The 22066-nt window shown below is 60.9% G+C and carries 28 protein-coding genes; 13 read left to right on the forward strand and 15 right to left on the reverse strand.

Annotated features, from left to right (window positions below; genetic code table 11):
- Positions 1 to 5: 5 nt before the first annotated feature.
- Complete coding sequence (locus tag NLF94_RS07920) at positions 6 to 2135, forward strand: DUF4129 domain-containing protein (protein WP_254840926.1); 2130 nt, start codon at positions 6 to 8, stop codon at positions 2133 to 2135.
- A gap of 128 nt (positions 2136 to 2263) precedes the next feature.
- A complete protein-coding gene (locus tag NLF94_RS07925; protein ID WP_254840927.1) occupies positions 2264 to 3778 on the forward strand; it encodes a phosphoenolpyruvate carboxykinase (ATP) in 1515 nt (504 codons plus the stop codon).
- Between the two features lie 94 nt (positions 3779 to 3872).
- Here the strand turns inward: NLF94_RS07925 and NLF94_RS07930 are convergent, their stop codons facing one another.
- On the reverse strand, positions 3873 to 4751 hold the full coding sequence (locus NLF94_RS07930; protein WP_254840928.1) for a CPBP family intramembrane glutamic endopeptidase: 879 nt from the start codon (positions 4749 to 4751) through the stop codon (positions 3873 to 3875).
- 287 nt (positions 4752 to 5038) lie between these two features.
- On the opposite strand from NLF94_RS07930, the gene hemG reads away from it, so the two are divergent.
- From hemG to NLF94_RS07960, 6 genes are all read left to right on the forward strand, one after another.
- Positions 5039 to 5626, forward strand: a complete 588-nt coding sequence (hemG, locus tag NLF94_RS07935) for a menaquinone-dependent protoporphyrinogen IX dehydrogenase (RefSeq protein WP_254840929.1) — start codon at positions 5039 to 5041, stop codon at positions 5624 to 5626.
- A gap of 265 nt (positions 5627 to 5891) precedes the next feature.
- Positions 5892 to 6056, forward strand: coding sequence for a hypothetical protein (locus NLF94_RS07940; RefSeq protein WP_254840930.1), 165 nt, complete (start codon positions 5892 to 5894; stop codon positions 6054 to 6056).
- A gap of 111 nt (positions 6057 to 6167) precedes the next feature.
- Complete coding sequence (locus tag NLF94_RS07945) at positions 6168 to 6485, forward strand: MarR family transcriptional regulator (protein ID WP_254840931.1); 318 nt, start codon at positions 6168 to 6170, stop codon at positions 6483 to 6485.
- The gene (locus tag NLF94_RS07950) at positions 6482 to 6820 is read left to right on the forward strand and encodes a hypothetical protein (RefSeq protein ID WP_254840932.1); all 339 of its coding nucleotides are present in this window, start codon (positions 6482 to 6484) and stop codon (positions 6818 to 6820) included. The genes NLF94_RS07945 and NLF94_RS07950 overlap by 4 nt, the downstream gene beginning before the upstream one ends.
- A 49-nt stretch (positions 6821 to 6869) precedes the next feature.
- The gene (locus NLF94_RS07955; RefSeq protein ID WP_254840933.1) at positions 6870 to 7568 is read left to right on the forward strand and encodes a sugar phosphate nucleotidyltransferase; all 699 of its coding nucleotides are present in this window, start codon (positions 6870 to 6872) and stop codon (positions 7566 to 7568) included.
- Positions 7565 to 7843, forward strand: coding sequence for a DUF8152 family protein (locus NLF94_RS07960; RefSeq protein ID WP_254840934.1), 279 nt, complete (start codon positions 7565 to 7567; stop codon positions 7841 to 7843). Before NLF94_RS07955 ends, NLF94_RS07960 begins: the two co-directional genes overlap by 4 nt.
- Before the next feature lie 30 nt (positions 7844 to 7873).
- Here NLF94_RS07960 and NLF94_RS21120 read toward each other — a convergent pair whose 3' ends face one another.
- The 5 genes from NLF94_RS21120 to NLF94_RS07980 all read right to left on the reverse strand — a co-directional run bounded on the left by NLF94_RS21120 (position 7874) and on the right by NLF94_RS07980 (position 11016).
- Positions 7874 to 8347: a toxin-antitoxin system TumE family protein gene (locus tag NLF94_RS21120; RefSeq protein ID WP_491562646.1), complete on the reverse strand. Its 474-nt coding sequence runs from the start codon at positions 8345 to 8347 to the stop codon at positions 7874 to 7876.
- The gene (locus NLF94_RS07965) at positions 8347 to 9027 is read right to left on the reverse strand and encodes a DUF7342 family protein (RefSeq protein WP_254840935.1); all 681 of its coding nucleotides are present in this window, start codon (positions 9025 to 9027) and stop codon (positions 8347 to 8349) included. The genes NLF94_RS21120 and NLF94_RS07965 overlap by 1 nt, the downstream gene beginning before the upstream one ends.
- Positions 9028 to 9280: 253 nt before the next feature.
- The gene (locus tag NLF94_RS07970) at positions 9281 to 9589 is read right to left on the reverse strand and encodes a hypothetical protein (protein WP_254840936.1); all 309 of its coding nucleotides are present in this window, start codon (positions 9587 to 9589) and stop codon (positions 9281 to 9283) included.
- Between the two features lie 283 nt (positions 9590 to 9872).
- On the reverse strand, positions 9873 to 10700 hold the full coding sequence (locus tag NLF94_RS07975; RefSeq protein WP_254840937.1) for a DUF6159 family protein: 828 nt from the start codon (positions 10698 to 10700) through the stop codon (positions 9873 to 9875).
- 43 nt (positions 10701 to 10743) lie between these two features.
- Entirely contained in the window at positions 10744 to 11016 is a 273-nt protein-coding gene (locus tag NLF94_RS07980) for a hypothetical protein (protein ID WP_254840938.1), read from the reverse strand.
- A gap of 145 nt (positions 11017 to 11161) precedes the next feature.
- On the opposite strand from NLF94_RS07980, the gene NLF94_RS07985 reads away from it, so the two are divergent.
- The gene (locus tag NLF94_RS07985) at positions 11162 to 11386 is read left to right on the forward strand and encodes a YgaP family membrane protein (protein WP_254840939.1); all 225 of its coding nucleotides are present in this window, start codon (positions 11162 to 11164) and stop codon (positions 11384 to 11386) included.
- Between the two features lie 55 nt (positions 11387 to 11441).
- Positions 11442 to 12566 (forward strand): DUF1616 domain-containing protein, encoded by a 1125-nt coding sequence (locus NLF94_RS07990; protein WP_254840940.1) that lies wholly within the window; start codon positions 11442 to 11444, stop codon positions 12564 to 12566.
- 84 nt (positions 12567 to 12650) lie between these two features.
- Here the strand turns inward: NLF94_RS07990 and NLF94_RS07995 are convergent, their stop codons facing one another.
- The 4 genes from NLF94_RS07995 to NLF94_RS08010 all read right to left on the reverse strand — a co-directional run bounded on the left by NLF94_RS07995 (position 12651) and on the right by NLF94_RS08010 (position 14237).
- Positions 12651 to 12839: a hypothetical protein gene (locus NLF94_RS07995; protein WP_254840941.1), complete on the reverse strand. Its 189-nt coding sequence runs from the start codon at positions 12837 to 12839 to the stop codon at positions 12651 to 12653.
- A 435-nt stretch (positions 12840 to 13274) separates the two neighbouring features.
- Positions 13275 to 13649, reverse strand: a complete 375-nt coding sequence (locus NLF94_RS08000; protein ID WP_254840942.1) for a DUF7718 family protein — start codon at positions 13647 to 13649, stop codon at positions 13275 to 13277.
- A complete protein-coding gene (locus tag NLF94_RS08005) occupies positions 13646 to 13840 on the reverse strand; it encodes a hypothetical protein (RefSeq protein ID WP_254840943.1) in 195 nt (64 codons plus the stop codon). The genes NLF94_RS08000 and NLF94_RS08005 overlap by 4 nt, the downstream gene beginning before the upstream one ends.
- A 208-nt stretch (positions 13841 to 14048) precedes the next feature.
- Complete coding sequence (locus tag NLF94_RS08010; RefSeq protein WP_254840944.1) at positions 14049 to 14237, reverse strand: hypothetical protein; 189 nt, start codon at positions 14235 to 14237, stop codon at positions 14049 to 14051.
- 190 nt (positions 14238 to 14427) lie between these two features.
- On the opposite strand from NLF94_RS08010, the gene NLF94_RS08015 reads away from it, so the two are divergent.
- A complete protein-coding gene (locus NLF94_RS08015; protein ID WP_350355850.1) occupies positions 14428 to 14724 on the forward strand; it encodes an AbrB/MazE/SpoVT family DNA-binding domain-containing protein in 297 nt (98 codons plus the stop codon).
- A complete protein-coding gene (locus NLF94_RS08020) occupies positions 14721 to 15158 on the forward strand; it encodes a PIN domain-containing protein (RefSeq protein ID WP_254840946.1) in 438 nt (145 codons plus the stop codon). The genes NLF94_RS08015 and NLF94_RS08020 overlap by 4 nt, the downstream gene beginning before the upstream one ends.
- A 118-nt stretch (positions 15159 to 15276) precedes the next feature.
- Here the strand turns inward: NLF94_RS08020 and NLF94_RS08025 are convergent, their stop codons facing one another.
- The 5 genes from NLF94_RS08025 to NLF94_RS08045 form a co-directional block, all read right to left on the reverse strand.
- Positions 15277 to 16530 (reverse strand): hypothetical protein, encoded by a 1254-nt coding sequence (locus NLF94_RS08025; RefSeq protein WP_254840947.1) that lies wholly within the window; start codon positions 16528 to 16530, stop codon positions 15277 to 15279.
- Entirely contained in the window at positions 16527 to 17429 is a 903-nt protein-coding gene (locus NLF94_RS08030; RefSeq protein ID WP_254840948.1) for a hypothetical protein, read from the reverse strand. The genes NLF94_RS08025 and NLF94_RS08030 overlap by 4 nt, the downstream gene beginning before the upstream one ends.
- 232 nt (positions 17430 to 17661) lie before the next feature.
- Positions 17662 to 18174, reverse strand: a complete 513-nt coding sequence (locus NLF94_RS08035; RefSeq protein ID WP_254840949.1) for a PIN domain-containing protein — start codon at positions 18172 to 18174, stop codon at positions 17662 to 17664.
- A complete protein-coding gene (locus tag NLF94_RS08040) occupies positions 18175 to 18465 on the reverse strand; it encodes a UPF0175 family protein (protein ID WP_254840950.1) in 291 nt (96 codons plus the stop codon).
- 899 nt (positions 18466 to 19364) lie between these two features.
- Positions 19365 to 20333 carry a nucleotidyltransferase family protein gene (locus NLF94_RS08045; RefSeq protein WP_254840951.1) on the reverse strand — a complete coding sequence of 323 codons (969 nt, stop codon included), beginning with the start codon at positions 20331 to 20333 and terminating at the stop codon, positions 19365 to 19367.
- A 187-nt stretch (positions 20334 to 20520) separates the two neighbouring features.
- On the opposite strand from NLF94_RS08045, the gene NLF94_RS08050 reads away from it, so the two are divergent.
- Entirely contained in the window at positions 20521 to 21783 is a 1263-nt protein-coding gene (locus NLF94_RS08050; RefSeq protein ID WP_254840952.1) for a glycosyltransferase family 2 protein, read from the forward strand.
- Positions 21784 to 22066 lie beyond the last annotated feature (283 nt).

Raw genomic sequence — 22066 nt, forward strand, 5'->3', positions numbered from 1 at the left:
CAACCGTGTCACCAGTGCGCCCCGCAGTCCTCGTCTGGCTTCTGGTGGGGGTCTGTCTGCTCGGTGGTGTTGGCGTCGCCATCACGGGCGCCTCCGAACACGACACACAGCACGAGCATCCGGACGACGTCGGTGACGATGGGAATCTCACGGCCGTCCAGCAGTGGCTCGGCGGCCGTATGACCGAGATCAACCTCGATTGTGCCGAGAACCTCTCTCTTACCGAATCCGTGGCCTGTGAGCGACTCGACGGCGAGTATCCCGAATATCTCTCGGAGTACGGTTCCGTCGAGCGCGAGCGAACGGGCAGTAACGAAACCACGGAAACGCTGGCAGAGACCGGCGAAACGCAGCGGGAACTGGTCAACGAAACAAACGAGTTTCGGGAGACCTACCAGGAGTATCAGGCCGCCCAGGAGGCCGGCGACAACCAGCGCGCTCGCAGACTCGCCCGCGAACTGCAGAACCGCTCCGATCGGATCGAGGAACTCAGCCTCTCGTTGACCGACCTGTTTCGACAGCTGGAGGCCCAGACCGGCCGGGATATGGGGTCGGCAATTAATAGCACGAGTGAGCTAGCTGCCGAGGTCGAAACCACTACCAGACAAGTCGAGGGTGACGTCTTCACGCCGACGGACCTGACTGCGGACGTTGCCTCGGAGACCGCATCGTTCAGGTCGCCGGCTACGGTCAGTGGGACGCTTGTAGACGAGAACGGGACGGCACTTGCAGATCGGACCATCGTGCTTGTCGTCGACGGCCGAGTCGTCGCCACGACGCGAACCGACACCGACGGCACCTATACAGCGCCGTACAGACCGGTGACGACGGAGACGGGTCCGACGACGATTACCGCCGCCTATCGGCCGGCAGCCCAGGCGGAGTACCTCGACTCGAACGCGACGGCGAACGTGTCCGTGGAAGCCGTCGAGCCGTCGGTGTCCATCACGACGGATGTCGAAGAGGTGGCGTTCCGGGATGGCGTCCCGGCCACGGCGACCGTCTCGCTGGAGGGGGTGCCTGCGGCGTCGGTCCCGGTTGCGCTGTTCCTGGGTGACGAACGGATCGCCCGGAACCGGACTGCCGATAACGGGAGTGTCAGCCTCAACGGGACAGTCCCGGCGAACGTACCGGACGGCGAGCGGCAACTGACCGTCCGGGTCTCCAGGGAAGGGACAGCGCTGTCGCCGGTTTCCGAGAGTCAGTCGGTGACGGTTCTCGAAACCGAGACTCGGATTACGATAGAGGGGCTGCTCGACGGTGAGGAACTCGTGTTGACCGGGCGACTGACGACAGCGGACGGCCAGCCGGTTTCGGCCCAACAGGTCGGTGTCAACGTCGACGGGCAGATCAGACGGACCACGACGACGGACGAACTGGGGAGTTACGAGAGACGAGTTCCCCGGTCGACCGGTGACGCCGGCGAGTGGTCGGTCGCCGCCGATTACGCGAACTCGGATTCGAACCTGGCGCCGGTCACGACCACACGAACCCTGCAGGCTGAGGACCTCGAAACCACCGCCGGGACGACGGTCGACGCCAGCCGAGGTCCGGTCGAGCGGGCCAGGGCGTTCTTGACGGACAACGCGCTACGAATCGGCGGCGTTGTCGGCTTCCTGGCCATCGCAGCAGCGGCGCTGATCGCCCGACGGCGGCTACTCGAAGAGACAGACGAGGAGACGACTGCATCCGATGACGGCGAGGACGACATGGACGAGCCGACCCCTGGCGACGACCAGCCGCCCGTTGGCACCGGGGGCGACACAGCATCCGATGCCGACGACATTGCCGTCCCTGACGCGGACTTTCTGGCGGTCGCTCGCCAGCGACTCGGTGACGGCGCCCCGTCGGAGGCGGTGCGTATCGGGTACGGCGCCGTTCGCAGCGAGCTGCTCCGGCGGACCGGTGACACGGAGCGTGACACGCGAACCCACTGGGAGTTCTATCGGGACGTCCGCTCGGAACTCCCGGAGCACGGGGCTGCCGCGCTCGAGACGCTGACGGAGGCCTACGAACGGGCGGCCTTCGCACCGAGCGGCGTCGACGAGACGACGGCGGAGTCGGCCGTCGAGGCCGCGGCGGAGTGTCTCGATTCGTCAGCCGCCACCGACGGCGGGTCCGGCGACGAACGGTAACAGAGAGCGCGCGAAAGGCCGTTCATCGGGAATAACCGTCGATCCGTCCCGTCGGCCTTCGACGATCGGATGACCGTCCCGCCGACAACGAGGAGACTTATTTGCCCTCCCCGTGATACCCCGCTACGATGTCTGACACGGGGCTGCGACCGGCCCAACTCGAGACGGCGCTACCGGACCCGGTCGACGCCGACAACGTCGTGTACGATCCCTCGCCCGAACGGCTCCGGGAGTTCTCGTCGGACCTGGAGACGACGACGGAGTTCGGCTCGCCCGCATACGTCAGCGAGCAGCGCTCCCGGTGTGCCGACCGGACGAAGAACGCCATCGACGACGAGTTCGACGCGGCCGACCACGAGCACGTCGAGACGGCCCTCGAGTACGCTCGCACCGAGGAGATGGTGTGTCTCGACCGCCAGGTGGGGCGGCACGCCGAGCACGCCTACTGCTGTCGGTACTACGTGCCCCGCGAGTACGGCCGCATCGCGCTCGGGGTGGCGAAGCTGTTCGAGCCGGCACCCGAGGGTGCCGACCCGGACTTCCTGACGGTGCAGGTGCCCGACCACGAGGAGATAGCCATCCGCGTGCTGCCCGACGAGGGCATCACCGCGGTGCTCGGCAGCGACTACACCGGCGAGGCCAAGAAGTCCTTCCTCCGACTGTTCATGCGCCGCGCCAAGGAAGCCGGTGGCCTGGGCCTGCACGCCGGCTCCAAGCGCGTCCGGTTGCAGGGCGAGGACGGCGACAGCCGGACGGTCGGCCAGCTATTCCTGGGCCTGTCGGCGACCGGCAAGTCGACGCTGACGGCCCACGGACTCTGGCTGGACGACCCCGAAAACGCCGTCATGCTGCAGGACGACGTCTGTGCGCTGCTGCCCGACGGGACCGTCGCCGGCAGCGAGGGCAACGGCCTCTACATCAAGACCATCGGGCTGGACCGCGACGAACAGCCCGCACTGTACGACGCCGCTACCCACGAGTCGGCGATACTGGAGAACGTCGACGTCGACGAGGACGGCACCGTCGACTTCGACAGCGACGCACACACGACGAACGGGCGGGCGGTCGTGCTCCGGGAACACCTCGCGTCGGCCGACGCGGACATCGACCTCGGGTCGGTCGACCAGGTGTTCTTCATCACGCGCAACCCGGCGATGCCGCCGGTGGCGAAACTGTCGCCCGACGAGGCCGCCGCCGCCTTCATGCTGGGCGAGTCCATCCAGACCAGCGCGGGCGACCCCTCGGCGGCCGGCGAGTCCATCCGGGTCGTCGGCACCAACCCCTTCATCGTCGGCCCAGAGGGCGAGGAGGGCAACCGGTTCCGCGACCTCATCGCGGATCTGGAGGTCGACTGTTTCGTCCTCAACACCGGCTACGTCGGCGATAACGCGAAGGACGTCGGCGTCGAGGACTCGGTGACGATCCTGCGGGAACTCGCCCGCGGGCGCGTCGACTGGACCGACGACGAGACGACGGGGCTGACGGTGCCCGACGACGTGCCGGGGATGGACATCGGCGCTTTCGATCTCATCCACCACGCCGAGGACCCCGACAGAATGTTGCGGGAGTTGCGCGCCGAACGACGGGCGTACCTGCGCGAGTTCGTGGAGCTAGACGAGTCCATCGTCGACGCGGTGTACTGAACAGTTCTCCCGGGGCGGCTCGCACTTGACCTCCTCCCACCCCTGAAGGGGTGGGCTTTCGCCTTGCTACCGCTGTAACGGTCGTGTCCGTGTGTTAGGCTCCCGTTTTCCCTTCGATGTACCTCGTTCCCGGGATTTCCCCGCGAGCGAGTGATTCTCGCCCGAAGTACGCCACGATAGCGACGACGACGAGCAGTGTGACCGCAAGCTGCGTAACAGTGACCGTTGCAACGGCGGTTTCGTCGATGACTCCCTCGACGACGATGGACTCCGGGGGCAGCGGAAGGAGTACGTCCGCGGTGTTCACCATCGCGTGGAGGACCATCACGATCAGTACGCTGCCCGTGCCGTTGTAGGCCCACGCGAGGATGACCGACAGCAGGACGATGCTGACGAACCAGCCGACCTGATTGACGACGGTGAAACCGGAGTGGGGCGTGATGGGGATGACGAAATAGGGGAGGTGCCAGACGGCCCAGACAACGCCGACGACGAGACTCGCCGGTAGTGCGTCGTACCGGTCGTTCAGGTGGGGTTGTGCGAACCCACGCCAGCCCGGCTCCTCGTTCAATCCGCCGCTGACCGTGAGACCGAACACGAAGATGACGGCGATCAAAACGGGGGATTGGAAGGGCTGACCGAGGTCGACCGGACCGCCGATAGCCCAGAGGACGACCGTGGTAACCGCCACGATAGCGACCGGTACTCCGAAAGCGGCGACCCACCAGAACCAGCCGACCCGCCACCGAACGATCTGTTTCGCCCACGCTTTGACGTCGTCACCCCGCAACCACGTCACTGCCGCCGCACTCACCGGTGGTCCGAAACTACCGATGTAGATGAGGATCCACGGGGTCCACCCTTCCTCCATGAACGCGGCAGGGGCGGAGATCACCCAGGTGAAGGCGTAAGCACCCACGACGAAGGCAGCAACGGGGTGCTCGTCTACCCAGGAGGATACGGTTCCCGACATGGGCCGTGATACGCCGGGCGACGCTGATAACTATGTATGTCGTGTTATGGTTTTATCTGCCGCATAACAGCTTCGAATTCGAGAAAACAGTCCGGTATAACGGCGGAGTACAGCGGATTGGCGGCTGAAGTCTCGAACGCCGGGAGATCACCTCGAAACGACGGCGGCGAGTGGAACGACCGAAGGCGATTCGGCCTCGTCGCCGTCGTGACGAACGCATCTCGGGTCGTTCTCCCGTTTCGAGAACCGGACGCAGGCTTACTTCGACCGGCACAGTACGTCCCGCCATGGCTCGGTTTCTCGTGTTGTTCGGGACGGGCGAGGGACAGACGCGTACGGTCGCAGAACGGATCGAAGCGACGCTTACGGCTCGCGGCCACGACGTCGAGACGGTCGACGTGGACGAGCGTCCCGCGTTCGACGTCGAGACGTTCGACGCCGTCCTTATCGGGTCGTCGATCCACGTCGGAAAGCACCACGCGGGCATCGACGAGTTCGTTGGAACGAACCGGGAGGCGTTGAACGCGCGTCCGACCGCGTTCTTTCAGGTGTCGCTGTCGTCGGCGGTCGACGACCCCGAACGGCGGGCCGAGGCGGCACGATACGTCGACGACCTCCTCGAAGAGTCGGACTGGCGTCCCGACCGGATCGGCCTGTTCGGCGGCGCGTTGCGCTACTCGAAGTACGGCTTCCTCAAGCGGCTGCTGCTCAAGCGAATCGCCAGAGATGCGACGGGCGACGTCGACACGTCCCGGGACTACGAGTACACCGACTGGACCGAAGTCGAGGCGTTCGCGGAGGACTTCGCCGCGTTCGTCGAGGGTCGACTCGGGACCGACGACCCGCCGGCACACGAGACGGGGCGGACGGAGTGAGCGAGCGAACTCGTCCGAATCGGGTCTTGATACAATCGTCGGCACACTACCGATCCTAACGCTCGCCGGTAGCTAGAAGCAAATTCACTGTTGATCTGCAGATAGCTGGGGGCGGTCACCGACAACTTCCGCACCGACGTGCGACACATCGTCCCTTTGTTCGAGTTCTTCAGGTACTCGATTTCTGGCCCTTCGCTTGCCCGCACTTTCACTTTCACTCCGGACTAGGCTCGCCCCTTTATTCCCGGGACGCGTCGTCTCTCGTATGTCGACGAACACCCGCCGAGCGACCACGGAGCCGACGCACAACGGCGTTCTCGAGGTCAGCGAACTGCCCACCGAACGCGTCCAGCGATACGCCCTGGAAGCCGAAACCGCCTACCTCGAACGGAAGGGCGGCCGAACCTTCCTCGTCACCGACGATGTCTGACGCACACCTGAACCCTGACGGATAGCCACCGGTTTTCTCATCGATGACCGATGACCGATACCCGATGGTGAGCGGCAAGCCTTTATTACGGAGAATTGCATAATATTACACATGCCAATCAGTATCGACCGTTTCGACGAGGACCCGCCCGACGCCCTCGACTTCCAGGAGGGGAGTCAGCCGTATCGGGTCCTCCAGTTCCTCGCCGAAAACGACGAGCAAGCCTTCACGCAAACGGAACTCCACGAGGCAACGGGAATCAAGCGTGGAAGCGTCGGCGCCGTTCTGTCCCGGCTCGAGGACCGCGGACTCGTCCGCCACAAGGGACGGTACTGGGCTATCGGTATCGACGACCGGCTGGCATCGTACGCGGCACAGACGAAGGCGAGTTCGGACTCGATGTCCGACGACTACTACGGTGAAGAATGACGACCGTGTACGATAGGGGCGATGTAGTGAAAGGACCCGATTTGTTCGCCGATCACGACTACCGACCGTATGTATGTCTCAGCGATAGTACGCATCCGTTCAGCGACGAGGAAGCCGTTTACGCGGCAGCCACGACGACCCAACGAGACTTCGCGGTACGTATTTCCGAGAAGGACTTCAAAACCGGCGGATTGCCCCGTGAAACGTTCGTCAACCCTTGGACTGTCGTAACTATCCGGCACGCGGATATTCAGTATAGAGAAGGTGAGCTAATCCAGGGGACGACCGAAGAGATCGCATCGGAGACAGCCGGCTACCTCGGCGTTCGAAACTGAGCGCTCGGGAACGCGTGCGTTTTTGGAGGGCGCCCCGAAATCGTCTTCCATGCACGGACTCGTCCCGGCCGCCGGTCGCGGCACCCGCCTCCGTCCGCTCACCGACGAGCAGCCGAAGGGCCTCGTCGACGTGGGCGACAAGCCACTCCTCGAACACGTCTTCGAGACGCTCGAACCCCACGTCGAGGCCTACGTCGTTGTCATCGGCTACCGGGGCGGCCAGATACGCGACCGCTTCGGCGAGGCCCTCGACGGTCGGCCCATCTCCTACGTCGAACAGCCCGATGCGCGCGGCCTCGCCGACGCCGTCCATCGGGCCGAATCGCTCGTCGATGGCCCGTTTCTCCAGTTGAACGGCGACAACGTGCTCCGGGGCAACGTTGGTGAGGTGCTGGACCGACACCGGGAGCGCGAGGCGGACGCGACGCTGCTCGTCGACCGCGTCTCCGAGGAGCGGGCACGGCGCGGTGGCGTCCTCGAACTCGACGGCGACGAGGTGGTCGACCTCGTCGAGAAGCCCGCCGAGCCACCGTCTCGCCTGGCGACGACGGGCTGCTTCGCCTTCTCGCCGCGTATCTTCGAGGCCTGTCGTGCCATCGAACCCTCCGAACGCGGGGAGTACGAACTCACGGACGCGGTGCGGTGGCTGCTGGAGCGCGACGGCACCGTCGAGACGGTCCGCTTCGGCGGCTGGCGGGTGAACGTGAACACGGCAGAAGATATCGACCGCGCGGAGGTGCGGCTGTGAGCGACGATATCCAGGCCGACGCTCAGGCGCTGTACGAACACCTGGCCGCGACCGCAGAGCGCCCCGTCGAGCGGTCGGCGAGTCGCCTGCTCGGCGAGGCCGAAGCCGTCGCCGACGACATGCGGGGCTGTGAGGTTGAGGTTATCGAGCAGCGGGCAGCCGTAGTACTCGAGTTGCTGGACGAGGTCGACCAGACGGGTGACGATGTGGCGGCGAATCACGTCGCCAGTGCCAGAGAGCTGGCGGCCCATCTGGCAGGCGGCACTGCAGCCTGAGCACTACGAGGGTGTCGTAGAGTTCCTAGACTACGGCAAGCCATTCTGCGCGTTCACCAAGTTCTTATCACCGTTCTCGACCGCTTTCCACCACGTCTTCAGTACAGCAATCGTGACAAGGCTAGGTGGTTGTTCAATCCCGATACAGGATTGTTGGTGTTCGCCGAGATTGCTTGGCGGATGAAAATGCCGTACTGGCGTATTGGTGGTTCCATTCGTTGCTTCGCGCCCGAACCTGAATTCCAGCCCGTCTTCCCGATAGTGGTATTTGTAGTCTCCGTTCTCCCACCACTGAATATCAAAATACCCACCCTGCTCGTGGATTCCGGGGGTGACAGTAACCCGTGCCGCTCTGGGGGTTTCACCGTCTCGGTGTTTGAACGGTTGACCTTTCCGATACCGGAATCGGACGTCGACAACTCCTCTGTCGAGTTGTCGGCGCATCCGCTCTACGCTCTCATCGATCGCCCCCGAATCGATCGGAGAGCCGTTCCCCATCCCCATTACTGGAGCGAGGGATGGTTGCGATCGGGGGGCGTGGTCTGATCACCCGACCGTTTGTCCCTCGATTCCGTTACGGTATATGCGTGCTCTATCGCCTCTTTGAGATGGTATGCGGCTCTGAGGTGGCTGAGTTCTCGTTCTGCTGTCCGCCAGTGTGAGATGTCGTCGAGTTCATTTCGGTCGAGTTCCGTGTCTGAAACTAGGAGCTCCTCTGGATCGTTTGCGTCATATTTGGCTTTGTACCCTGCGAGCTCTCGTTTCACTCGCTGGATTTGATCGACAAGCGTTTCGCTACCAGCGAGCTGTTTAACCTGTTTGAGGAGATGCCACTCGGGGTCTCGCTCGTACAGCTTTCCGGAGTCCGTCTGGTGACTTCTCACGGTGCCTTCTTCGGCAAGCTTGTTGAGCGTGGTTCTGGCTTTTGTTTCTGAGACCAGCGCTGTGTCTGCGACATCGCCCGCGGATTTCGGAGTCGTCGTTCTGTTGATTACCATTCGAATTCGCTCGTCCGCAGTAGTGTCTTTTTTCCACTCTGCGGCTGCGAAGTCATCGATGTCGTCGAAGTCACCATCATCAACAGTGAACGGGTCAATATCATCCACGGTTACCGGTTCGTCCGGTAGTTCCTCTTTGGTGGGGAACTCGTCGGGGCCATCAGGAGATAGTGGCTCGTCAGACATACACTGCGCTATGTCTTCAGCACACATATATTTTACTGGCTTGCATATATTGGATACGGGTTTTGATATCGATGGTATGAGAATGAGATACTCCATATTTCACGGTGGAATTCACCCATTTCAATGAGTGAAACTACATCTCAGGTGCTTATCTAACGAGATCAGTCGGCAGAGTCATCTGAAAACACCTGTACTTACCGACCCGCGGCTTGCCCAGTGGGGGCATGAAACAAATCGAAAACTCCCTCGACCGCTACTGGAAGCCGATACAGATCTGGTATCCTGGCGTTGGCCAGGTGACGTGTAACTCGAGGATGATTCGTTCGAACGAATCCAGTTCGTAGTTGATGTGATCAGCAAACAGTTCGCGGACGGCTGGTTTATCGTTCGTCGGAATCCGTTCCGGCAGGACCAGCGTGACTGGCTTTGCCTCGTTTATTTCCAGTTGGGCCTCCTGTCCCCAGTCGAATTCCGAGGCAAGCGTCTCTGTGAGACCCTCCTGCTGGGATTCATCTAAATCCTCCGGCATCAGGACGTACTGATATGTATCGTGAGATTCCATTGCTTGATCGCGTTCCTCACACGTTAGACTACATAGTAGCGTATCTGAATTAAATGTAATAAAACGCCCGGAACAACAATAACATTTACCAGAGTTTATGGTCGATGTTGGCACTTTTTGTCCATTGTAATAGGTGCTTGTTCGTTATACTGGGGATATCTATGTACTTGTGATATGCAGAGTCACACCCTTGGTGGCTAATCGAACGCTCCTGTCGCGTCAACCGCCTCGGGGTCAAGCCCCGTGGCATCCGCCTCGTGTCTGGTGAATCCGCGACTTTGATTCACTCCGCGGCGAAGACCGACTCGGGGTCCCGACCGTCGAGGGGGCCGACCCGTTCCTCGTCGGTCGCGTACCGGTAGAGGGCGGTTCGGGCGACCATGCCGACGACCTGCGAGCCCACCAGGGCGGCCACCGCGACGAGGAAGCCGGCGGCACCGACGAGGTAGGCGGCCGCGCCGCTGCCGAAGAGGTAGGCCCACCCGACCGCGCCGATCCCGACGAGGGCGACCGGCAGGAACACGAGCCCGATACCGAGCGAGGCGGTGACGCTCTCGCCCCACGTCTCTTTGAAAATCTCGCCGCTCTCCCGAAGCAGTGTTCGCAGACTGCCCGTCTCCTCGAGGACGATCACGGGAACGATGAAGAAGGTCAGGAGGCTCCAGGCGAGATCGAAAAGAAAGCGCGCCAGCGAGCCGAACACGCCGAAGTTTTCGTCGACGATGTACAGGACGGTCCCGAGCGTCGCGGCGGTGACCGACCAGAGGGCAATCTTCCGGCGGACGCGCCAGGCGGCCTCGAGACCCTCACGGACGGAGGGGTCCTCGCCACGGAAGTACCGGGCGGCGCAGTGGACGACGGCGGCGTTGAAGAACGTCCCGACGCTGGAGGAAACGGCGATGCCGACGAAGATGGCGGCGTACTTGAGGAGGTCGTTCATCAGGACGCTGTCGACGGCGCCGTACCGGAGGGCGATACCGAGAACGACCGCGAAGGCGCTCCCGATCGCCAACAGGCTCAGGAGGGGGAGGAGGGCCAGACGCGGGTTCGTACGAAAGATGTCGACGCTGTCGTCGACGACGGCGAGCCCGCGTTTGAATCTGCCTGTCATACTCGTCTTCTTTCACTCGGCGGGACATAAACCTTCCATTCGGCTACGGGATATCAACGAGGGCACCGGCTGCGAAGCCGACGCCGAGTGCGAGCGTCGACACGAGAGCCTGTTCGGTCGTGGCCCGGAAGATGCCCGAACACATCGTGCCGAGCGCACAGCCGAACAGGAAACCGTGGACGGGGTCGGTTTCGAGCACAGCCACGCCCCGGAGAAAACCGAACTCGACCACGAGCAGTCCCGCAATCCCGACGGCGACCAGCAGGCCGTCCCGGAGGGGCTGGCGGGCTTGTCGCTCGATAGGGATTCGTGCCACGTTCGTGACGTTGCTTACAATCAGTATATATTTTCCCAACTGAGAATCGATCCTGTTGTTGCAAACCTCTGGGACGCACGCCTGAAGTGTATTCAAATTACAATACCGCGAAATACTTATGGTCAAAACAGTCGACATCTGTACCATGGAAACAAATGTCGGATCAGTCGACCAGGCTGTCCGTACCGTACTCGGGGCTCTGACGGGAATCGTGTCACTCGGTATTCTCACCGGTCAGATCGGGTTACCGACCGTCGTTGCTCCTGTTTTGGGTGTCGTCTCGATCATCGCGCTGTTCACTGCTGCAACGAGTTCCTGTGCCATTTATTCCGTCTTGGGCGTACGTACCTGCCCGAGGGACGCTGCCTGACCGAGGGCGGCAGTCGACCGACTCATTTTTCACCGTCGCCGCCATCCGCCGTGATATGAATCGCGAGCGGCTGTGGTTGCTTCTGCCGTCGCCGGTCCGGAATCTGCCGGCCGACCTGGCCGCGGTGCTCGCACTCGTCGTTTTGACGAATCTGACCGTCTTCCTGCCGGTGGTCAACGACTCGCCCGTTCGCGTCGTCGTCGGGCTTGCCTTCGTGCTGTTCGTGCCCGGCTATGCCTTCATCGCCGCCCTCTTCCCGGAGGAAGGGACGTCGCCGGATGCTGAGGCGGCCGCCGATGAAGCGGCCTCCGAGACGAACGGTGGCGACGGCCTGCAGGATCGCGGTATCGACGGCATCGAGCGGACTGCCCTCTCCTTTGGGCTCTCGATCGCGATCGTCCCGCTCATCGGGCTAGCGTTGAACTTCACGCCTTTCGGCATCCGATTGGTCCCGATCCTGGTCAGTATCAGTGCCTTCACCGTCATCGCAACGGGCGTAGCGGCCCAGCGACGGTGGCAGTTGCCCGACGACGAACGGTTTCGGGTTCCGTATCGGTCGTGGCTGGGTGCCGGGAAATCCGAGCTGTTCGCGCCGGACTCGACGGCCGACGCCGCGCTGAACGTCCTGCTCGTCCTGTCGATTCTGCTGGCGACCTCGAGTGTCGTCTATGCCGTCGCCGTACCCCAACAGGGCGAACAGTTCACCGAGTTCTACGTCCTGACCGAAAACGAGACCGGTGATCTGGTCGCCGACGACTACCCCGAGGAGCTGGTTGCGGACCAGCCGCAGTCCGTCCACGTCGGCGTCGGGAACAACGAATATGAGACCGTCGAGTACACGGTGGTGGTCCAGCTGCAGGCGGTCGAAATCCGGGAACGGCAGACGCCGCTCGCCAATCAGACGCAGGTGGACGCACAGGCGAACGGGACACGGTTGGTTGTCACCGACCGTACGGAACTGGATCGTTTCTCGACGACGGTCCCACACAACGAAAGCGACATTCGCAACCGGACGCTCGTCGTCGATTCCGAGACGGCGACCCAGTTCAGCGGGTCCGACCGGCGCGTCAAGTTCCTGCTGTACCGCGACGGGGTCCCGGCCCAGCCGACGGCTGACAACGCCTACCGGGACCTGCACCTGTGGGTCGAGGTGCGAGCCGACGACCAATCGAACGCGTAAGCGGCTGTCGAGCTTCGGTCGGCCGAAGCTGGTAACTTGCTTCGAGTAGCCAAAAACTGTGTTCTGAGGCTCGGTCAACCTGGGTCAAACGCGAGTATACACCGTCCACCCGACAGCGACGATCGCAACTATAGCGCCGATGGCTGTCGGACCGATGCCACCGGCCCCGTCGAACGACCACCCGAAATATAGGTAGCCGACGATTGCGACGAGCGCCACAGCTGCTCCGAGAACTTTCATCGCCAGGGAGTCCGAGCTGCCAGCTCCAGGCATACGTCTCTCCACAGTTTCGATACTGAAAGAAACCTCGGATGACCCACCGGTACTCGGCTGCTGTCGTTTCTTCCATCCAGAAGACGGCGAAGGCGGTAGTCTGCGCTCTGTCGTGCGATTCCAGGCTCATCAGCGACCTCGGTGGTACCGGCGGGCTCGTTCTCCGCTACCGCTTCGATCACCTCTTCGTCGGTGTACTCTGGCTCGAATTGCCCGCCCTCGTTCCGTTCCCGGTCGCCACCCATTGGTCAGAAAACAGACTATCGGGACTTGAACCCTCTGTCTCCGAGCAGATGGCTGCCAGAAGTCAACTACAAAAAAGCCGCGCTCAGGCGTCGGAGTCGTCGGAGTCGCCGGTTTCCTGCTCCACCAGATCGCGTACCCGGTCGAAGTGGCTGCTGATGCGCTCGGGCATCGACTCGAACTCTTCGTCGCTCACAGGTCGCTCCTGTCTTTCACTCCGTGCCATTTTTCGAACCTCTTGATGAATCCTTCGACGTTCTCGCGTAAATCTTCTTCGGCGGCATCGAAGCCGTCGTTCCCCGGGATCGGCGGTGAGACCTCTTCCGACCGGATTTTCTCACCGTCTCGGTAGGTGTCTCGATGCAGGCCTTCCTCGGTGATGTCGTGGCCACCGGCTGCGTCGCGGTCGTGATCGTAGCGGACGACCTCACGCCAGTCGCCCTCCAGCCAGTATTCCAGCTGCACCAGGAACTTCGTCACGGTACCGCGCTCCGTCGAGAACGCTGTGCGAAGTTGCACGCGGTCGGCCAGACGATCCGGCGGGGGCGTGACCTCGTAGTCTTTCATTCACACACGGCCTCTCGAAGCTCCCGGTACAACTTGGGGTGGTGTTCTTCCAGAATCTCTGCATCTTTCTCAAGTTCACCAATCCGTTGCCGCACGCGGGAAGCCGATTCATATCGCTTGCTGTCTGATACATCCACTTGTCTGCTGATCCGTTCCCTGTCCGTCTCTGTCATGATTGCTGTGACGCCCATACCGCCATTCGATGGTGGCATACAACTTGGACATTGCGTTATATCGCCATAAAAGTTAGCTCATAACACCACATTAGTTTATACTCTAACCTTTATTGCCACGGCGATATATGTATCTGGTAAGCGGCTGTCGAGCTTCGGTCGGCCGAAGCTGGTAACTTGCCTTCGAGTAGCCAAAAACTGTGTTCTGAGGCTCGGTCAACCTGGGTCAAACGCGAGTATACACCGTCCACCCGACAGCGACGATTGCAACTGTCGCGCCGATGGCTGTCGGACCGATGCCATCGGCCCCGTCGAACGACCAACCGAAATACAGGTAGCCGACGATTGCGACGAGCGCCACGGCTACCCCGAGAACTTTCATCGCCAGGGAGTCCGAGCTGCCAGCTCCAGGCATACGTCTCTCTACAGTTTCGATACTGAAAGACACCTCGGATGACCCACCGGTACTCGGCTGCTGTCGTTTCTTCCATACGGTAGTGAGTGATCGTAGGGGGTGTCGAACACGCCGATCCGATTTATTGATCTCACAAACCGTTTGACTACCATAGCTTTAGTAATACAGAATACTACAGGTACTACTAACGATGGCGAGTAGTACTAACGAACCGAGAGTAGTGCGCGTGTCTCGGAAGGGCCAGGCAACGATCCCAAAGCCGTTGCGCGAGAAGTTCGGGATCGAGACGCCGGGAGAGGTGTTTATTTACGAAGAGCAGGGGCGGATCATCGTCGAGCCAGTACCGTCCCCGGACGAACTGCATGGAATCCACTCCGGAGAGCACGAACACGGTGACGTACTGGAGAAGGCTCGTGAGATGAAAGATGAAGAACAGCGCAAGGAAGCAGAGCGAACTGAACGGCTACGTCCGACCGAGGACACATGAGCAGCGGGTACGTATTCGATACGGAAGCGATCATCGCCTTTCTGTACAACGAACCTGGCCACGAGGTCGTCGCCGATATTCTTGACGAGGTCTTCACTGGCAGCAGTGACGGCTTCCTGACCGAGGCGAATGCGAGTGAGGTGTTCTATCTCGTCGCCCGCTTCGAGGGCGTCGATGACACGCCGACGGACGCCTCGCTGCGGGACGCTGACCGGGACGTTCGTGCACTTGCACGACAGGGTTTGAGCATCGAATCGGCTGACTGGCGGTTGGCAGCAGAAGTGAAAGCCGATGGGGGCATCTCCCTTGCCGACGCGTACGCGGTTGCGCTCGCTCACGAACGTGAGGCGACCCTCGTCGCCGGCGCCGCCGACGACTTCGAGGACCTCTCTATCGGGGTCGATCTGCACCGATTCCGAAATCACGGTGCGTAGAGCACACGTAGCTTCAACCTACCAACCACGTCGACTCTATGCCGATATTCCGGAACGGCCTGGCGTCGGAACTGCAAAGGCGAGCCGATTCCCCGTGGCACCAGCGACCGTAGAGGACTCAGAAGGCACTCTGCAGCTTTGCGAGTTCCGTCCGTTCGGTTTCCAGCATCGGGAGAACGTCGTCGTGGACCTGCATCAGGTGATTGTAGATGGCCTGCCAGTACTGGCCGTCGCGCGGGCCGCTTGGAAGGTCCCGGAGCCCTCGCCAGGTGTCGATGTCGCTCTCGACGCGGTCGTGATACGCCGAGAGGTGGTGGCGAAACCCCTCGCGGTCGACGGCCGTCGCAAGCGCCATGTTCCGCTCGATAAGCGTCATGCTGTGGCGCCAGACTGTCCCCAGGATTTCGTTTGCCGGTTGCAGCCACGGGCTGTTCACCTGTGCGCCAGCGAGTTCCTCGAGGCCCAACGTCTCCTGGTCGAGCGTCTCGAACTCAGTCGTCAGGGCGTCGTGAACGCTGTACAGGTCGATTGCGCCCCCGATAGCCCCACCGAGTGGTGCCGTCAGTATGCTCTCGACGGTCATCGTGGATAACTCGTCGATGATGGCGTCCACCACCTCGATTACGTCCTCGATCGAGTTGTCCACGTAGTAGTCGTACCGGTAGAGTTGCCGAATCTCGGCGAGGTACCACTTTCGGTACTCCGCCGCGGCCCGCAAGCTCACCAGCGGGTCGTAATCGAAGTGGTCGACCATCGGGAGCGTCCGGTTCGGGGCGTAGCCACGGTACTCGAACAGGCCATCGAAGTCCCGACGCGAGGCGAGCTCGTCGTCGAGTGCGGTCACCAGGCCCGGCATCTCGTATGCGTAGCCGCTCGGGAACCGGCCGGCGAAGGCGTTGTCGGAGTCGACCACGTCGATATCGTCGCTGACGTGGATGAGCCCCGTCGTGTACCACGGGACCTCTCTGGTTTCGGTCTCGCCCGTCTGGGGGTGTTCCAGCTCGAGGGTCCAGGTCACGTCCTCGACGACGTAGTTCTCGACGCGACCCTCGACGGTGCGGCGGTCCGGGACCGACCATGGCGGGTCCGCCGGCACCGGTTCGATCGACAACTCGACATCCGTCGCCTCGTCGTTCGTGATGATGTCGTCGCCGTTAATATCGTTGTTCTCCACGATCGACTGGATGTCGCCGTCGAACTCCAGCACGACGAACGTCTCCTCGTCGGCGGTCACCTCGGCCCACCCCCGGACGAACGGCGGGATGTCGGGACCGAGAGGCAACTCGCAGCCGGCAAGCGCCGTCGTGCTGGCGCCCCCAATCAGGGACAGATAGTCACGGCGGCGCAGTCGACTCGCATCGGTGCTGCTCACACTTCTACCTCCCCTACGGGAGTGAGTCCGAGCAACTTCGGCTCCTCTGGGTCGATATACACGTCAAAATGGGCCTCGTAACGGCCGCTTGCGACGTCAAGCCGGTCAATCGGGACCGACAGGCGGTCGCTGCCGGCCCGATTGGGCACGTCGAGGAGTGCCGCCGTATCGTCAGGGTCGCCCTCGGCGGGGACGAGGCGAAACTGGACGGTCCAATCCGGCTGGATGATCTCCCCCCGTTCGACCCATATTTCGCTGTCGGTCGCGCGTGCTTCGTACGTGTATCCGGTGACGAGTTCGACTGGCGAGGTTTGCGCGACAACCTCCTCGTCGACGACGATCTCGAAGCGGTACGACGAAAGGACGGTGTCTTCGAACATGGTTCGGTCGCCCTCGACAGTCGCGTCCTTGAATTCGTAGGACGCCTCTGTCGTTCGCGTTCCGATGAGCGGTTCCACAATTTCCCCTGACTCCACGCCGACATCGTTAAAATACGGATACGGTGTAAGGTATTCCAACTCGAACGTCGCGTCGGACTGCTCGTACTGCATGGTGATTTGCTGGTCCGACTCAACATCGACGACTCGAATCGCGTCGCGGTCCGTATCGAAGGGCTGCCACCCCTGGGTAGTGTACATACTCGCCCGACACGAGCTTACTTTTTCACCTCCGCCCAGACCCCTTGTCCCCCAACCGCTACGACGGACGGCCCACTCCGGCTCTTTGGGCGTCGCTGTCTCGGTATCCGTCCCGGTAGCCGTCGGGGTGTCCGTCGGTAACTCCTCGCGGTCCGGATCCGGGTCCTCGATGATCCCACCATCCTGACACCCTGACAACGCTGTCACTGCAGCCGCTCCAACCGCCCCAAAATATGACCGACGGGTCAGTCGCCGCGTCATGTGCGAATGTGTGTGAATACTGCCAGTTAACTTTCAGGGCTGTATTCCGTCCAAGGGTGTCAACTTTAGAGGCCGCTATCGAGAGGAAATTACAGCATATTTGGATACGATATTTTTTGCCGTTCCTGTTTTCGGCTTGTTCAATGTACAATCCGCAACTACTGTAGACCGGCAAATATCCCACCCTGCGGGACGGGAAGTCTCGACATTTTGTTGCACGGAGGATGTCACCTCAGTCCGCAAGTGTCTCGAGCTTGTGGATGATTTTGGTATAGACATCGGGCGCACAGTACCACCCCTCGTTGATCATGGCATCGATCACGGTCCGTGCTTCGTCGACACCCATCGTGCCCTCGTTTACGAGTTTCAGAACGAGATACGCCGTTCCTCTCGTTGTGATGCCCTCGGCCGCCGCCACGTTCCGGCCATACGTCTCATCCATCACGGCCGTCCCGTCGTGGGCGTCGGCACAGGCGAGGACGGCGGCATCGGCATCGCTGAGACTGTCGTTGGTCTGGAGTCGGGACAAAAGCGGAGACATTCCAACGGACACGATGTCGAACCTATCGGTATCGACGCTTCGTTCGATGCGACGGGCGTCCGGATACCCTTCCTCACGGCCGGTGGCAACGACCTCCTCGTAGACGCGCTCGGGAATCACACATGACGCCGCAAGATGCTCGACGAGCGTCAGTCGGTCGACTTTGGCGAGGTAGATGAGGGGAGTAGCGTCAAAGACCCACATTCACAGCGCCTCGAGATCCGAGTCGAGATGGTCATCATCCACCCAGGTGATATCGCGTTCCTTGGCGAGTTGTGCGAAGTCCCAGACCGACATGCCAGCTAGCTCAGCCGCCTTGCTGAATGTGATGGTCCCTGCCGCCAGTTGATCGAGCGCGCGCTCGCGTCGCCACGCTTCGAGCCCTTCGGAGAGGAGCTTTCGAATGGCCGTACTCCGGTCGAGGTTTTCGTCTTCGAGATAGGCGTCGAGTTCAGCCTCTAATTCGTCGGGGACGCGTGCCGAGATCGTTCCCATGGAGTTTACATTGTATGCAACGCATACAAATGCCTTGGCATCCAGCACCAATTTCCTGACAGCTGGCAAGGTCGAAATCGGCGGCTCCCGTCCGCAAGGATGCCCTGGATGTCTTCGGGCCGGCGAGGGGCGCCGAGCAATTGGGCGGGTCCGCACCCTGATCGGTGCACGAGCGGATGTCCTCGCCACGGTACTGGAGAGGGACCGCACGTCGGAAGACGAACGTTCGCGGGCGGATCGTCAGGCACTCGCTGAGGATCGTTTGAGGGCGGGTTCAGCAGCCCGATATCCGTCTTGAAAGCCTTCATGCCGAGATATCGAACTCTGACGCTCGATTCCTCGAGGTAATACGGGCCATCGGTACGGGGAGTTCGAATAGCGTTCTTCCGATCAGTCCGTCTGTGTGGTCGTGCATAGCCAATACTGAAAACGGCTACAGTCGCCGAAAGGCCGGAGACACACCGTTATCGAAGTGTATCGACTGGCATTTCCCACACGCCTCTATCGATATGTTTCAACCCAAATTTTCCTCAACCGCACGGTCTACACCCGTGAGAGCGGGGGTGAGCGGTCCGAATGTAACACTTCGAACACATCGATTGGGGGGAATGTGTGTTCTTACCGCTCATTCTTCTAGCCAAAGCAACACGGGTCGGGCTCGATACCGACGCTCAACCGTTGTATAGGGCGATACGGCTTCTCTTACCGAATGATGTGAGAAATCAGGTAGGCACGAGGATGGCTTTCCTGGCCCAGGTTAACCCCGGTGGACGGATTTATATTCGGAATCCGACAGACAGGAGCGGTGGTACGGTTCGCCGCTCGGTCCATCGATCGGAGACGTTACTGGCCGTTGACACCGGTGACAGATCATGATCCCCATCTCGTTTCCCATGGCGTTAGTCACCGTTTAATTTCGTATGGGCCCCTATAACAGCACCGGAAAGATCAAGTGATTCGATTTCTGTCATGTGGTCTACGATCGACCGGCGGATCTCACTGTTGCGAATCGTCGCGTCCGGAAAAATAACCGAGTTCTCGACGGTCGTGTTCTCCAGTGTCGCGCCGGCCAGCACCTGGACGTTCTCGCCCAGTGTGGCGTTCTCGATGTCCGCGGTTGGGTGAACGAAGTTGGTTCCGTCGAGGTGCCACGCGATGGCGTCCAGATACGACTCCGGCGTTCCGATGTCGAACCATGCCTCCTCGAAGGTAAACGCATGGACTGTGGCACGGTCCTGGAGCCACTGGAGGAACCAGCCCGGTTCGTCGGGATTGTTGTCGCCCGCAAGGTACTCGTCCAACAGCGGGAGCACCTCGCTCGGAAACCCGTAGCAGGCGATCGAGGCCAGCGTTGTCGACGGGTCGTCGGGTTTCTCCTGGAAGTCGACGACTTCGTCGGCATCGTTCAATTCCACAAGGCCATACGATGTGGCTCGTTCGTACGATCCGACGTCGTAGGCAGCAAGTGTTGGTTCGCCGGCGTCCGCGAACGTGTCGATGAAATCCGCAAGGTCGAAGCTGATGAGGTTGTCGCCGGCGATGACGAGCGTATCGTCGGTCAATCCTTCCCGATCAATCAGTTGCGCGAGGGCCCCGACGACGCCGAACTTCTCGTCCTCAGCAGTCGTCTCTTCGACGGATAGCTGCGGTTTTTGATACGCCGAGTTTGCGATGTACGTCTCGAAGTCCGCCGCGAACTTCTCGTTCGTAGAGACGTATACGTCGTCGATACGTTCGTCGCGCTCGAGGGCATCGAACGTCGTCCCGATGACCGTCTGGTCGCCGATCGGCAACAGCATCTTCGGCCGGTTGCGTGTGATCGGCCACAGCCGTGTGGCATACCCCCCAGCCAGGACGATGGCATCCATTAATGGGGAGTTTAGAATAGAATGGCTTTATTATTTTGGCCGTCTTTGGTCGTTACGAACCGGTATATCATGAGTAAAAGAAGAAATTTTATCATGTATCTTCCCACTGTTAGGAACGTACTAACCGAGATATGTACTGGTTGGGGGCAACTCGTTGGGGCAATTCGATGGAAGATTGGAACCACACATGAAACGTGATACTGCTGATGCCGAGAACGGGGATGCCATACAAGACGGGGGGACACAGGTTCGGGCTAAACCGGTAGCCGAATCTGCTGCAACGCCATCGTCGAGACCGATCGAAGACCTCCTCGTCAGTGCAGAGTCCGAGGTTAGGCCGACGTTGAGCGTCGTTATGCCGACGATGAACGAGGAGGAAGGCATCGAGACGTGTCTGGACTGGATCGAAGACGCCGTTCTCGAACTTGGCGTGCCGACCGAGATAATCGTCAGCGACAGCTCGACCGATCGGACACCTGACATCGCCCGCCAGCGGGGTGCTATCGTCGTCGAGCCGGACGAGAAGGGGTACGGGTACGCCTACCGCTATGCGTTCGACCAGGCTCGTGGGGATTATATCGTGATGGGGGATGCGGACACGACGTACGACTTCTCCCAGATTCCACGGCTACTCGAGCATCTGGAGGCCACCGGCGCCGACATGGTCATGGGCAGCCGGCTGGAAGGCGAAATCAAACCCGGTGCGATGCCGACCCTGCATCAGTACATTGGAAACCCCTTGCTGACGAAGTTTTTGAACGCGTTCTACGATGCCGATGTCTCGGACGCCCACAGTGGCTTCCGGCTGTTCCGGCGCGACGCACTCGACGAACTGGCGTTGCAGACAGATGGCATGGAGTTCGCCTCGGAGATGATTATGGCCGCTGGTGCGGAGGATTTACACATCGAGGAGGTGGCCATCGTCTATCACGAGCGCGAAGGTGAAGAAACGCTAGAGAGCTTCCGGGATGGCTGGCGGCACGTCCGGTTCATGCTCGTTAACGCCCCCGCCTATCTGTTTTCGATTCCGGGGTTGCTGTTGGGGGCGTTCGGACTCCTTGTGATGTCCATTGCCGGGAGCGGTGTTACAGTTAGCGGTGTGAGCCTCGGGGTCAACTCGATGATCGCCGGCAGCTTGTTTACGATCGTCGGATATCAGATCGCTAGTCTCGGTGTATTCGCAGCCGTTGCCGGCGATCCGATACGCACGCCAACGGACCCGATAACGCGGACGCTCGTCGAGAATGTCTCTTTGGAGTGGGGAGCGACGATCGGTCTGTTGGTTTTCGGCGTCGGGACCGTTGCAGCCGGTGGACTCGTATACCAGTGGGCTGCGAGTGGATTTATTCCGCTTGGTTTTACGACCAGCGCACTCGGCGCGTTTACTGCGATCGTCGTCGGGCTACAGACGATTTTCTCGTCGTTCTTCCTGAGCATGATTGCTGAGTAGCAATTCTGCAAGCGGAAGATCTTATCTCCGTCGGGTAGTGTAAGAATATTTGAATAGAAGGCAGGAGTTTCTCTTAAGCAGCCTGAATAAGTTCCTCAAACGGGTTCACGAGGATTCTCCCGAACGTCGCCCGACCCATCCAATCGGTGGGCATACTGTACGTGGCCCCCGTCCTATATACCTGAATAATTTGTCTCCTCCAGAGGACAAGTGAACCAATCCCTATAATTCTGATTAATTGACTATGGAGATAAATAAATGAGTGAAATGCAACTGGGGTAAA

It is taken from the genome of Natronomonas marina (assembly GCF_024298905.1).
Classification (GTDB): domain Archaea; phylum Halobacteriota; class Halobacteria; order Halobacteriales; family Haloarculaceae; genus Natronomonas; species Natronomonas marina.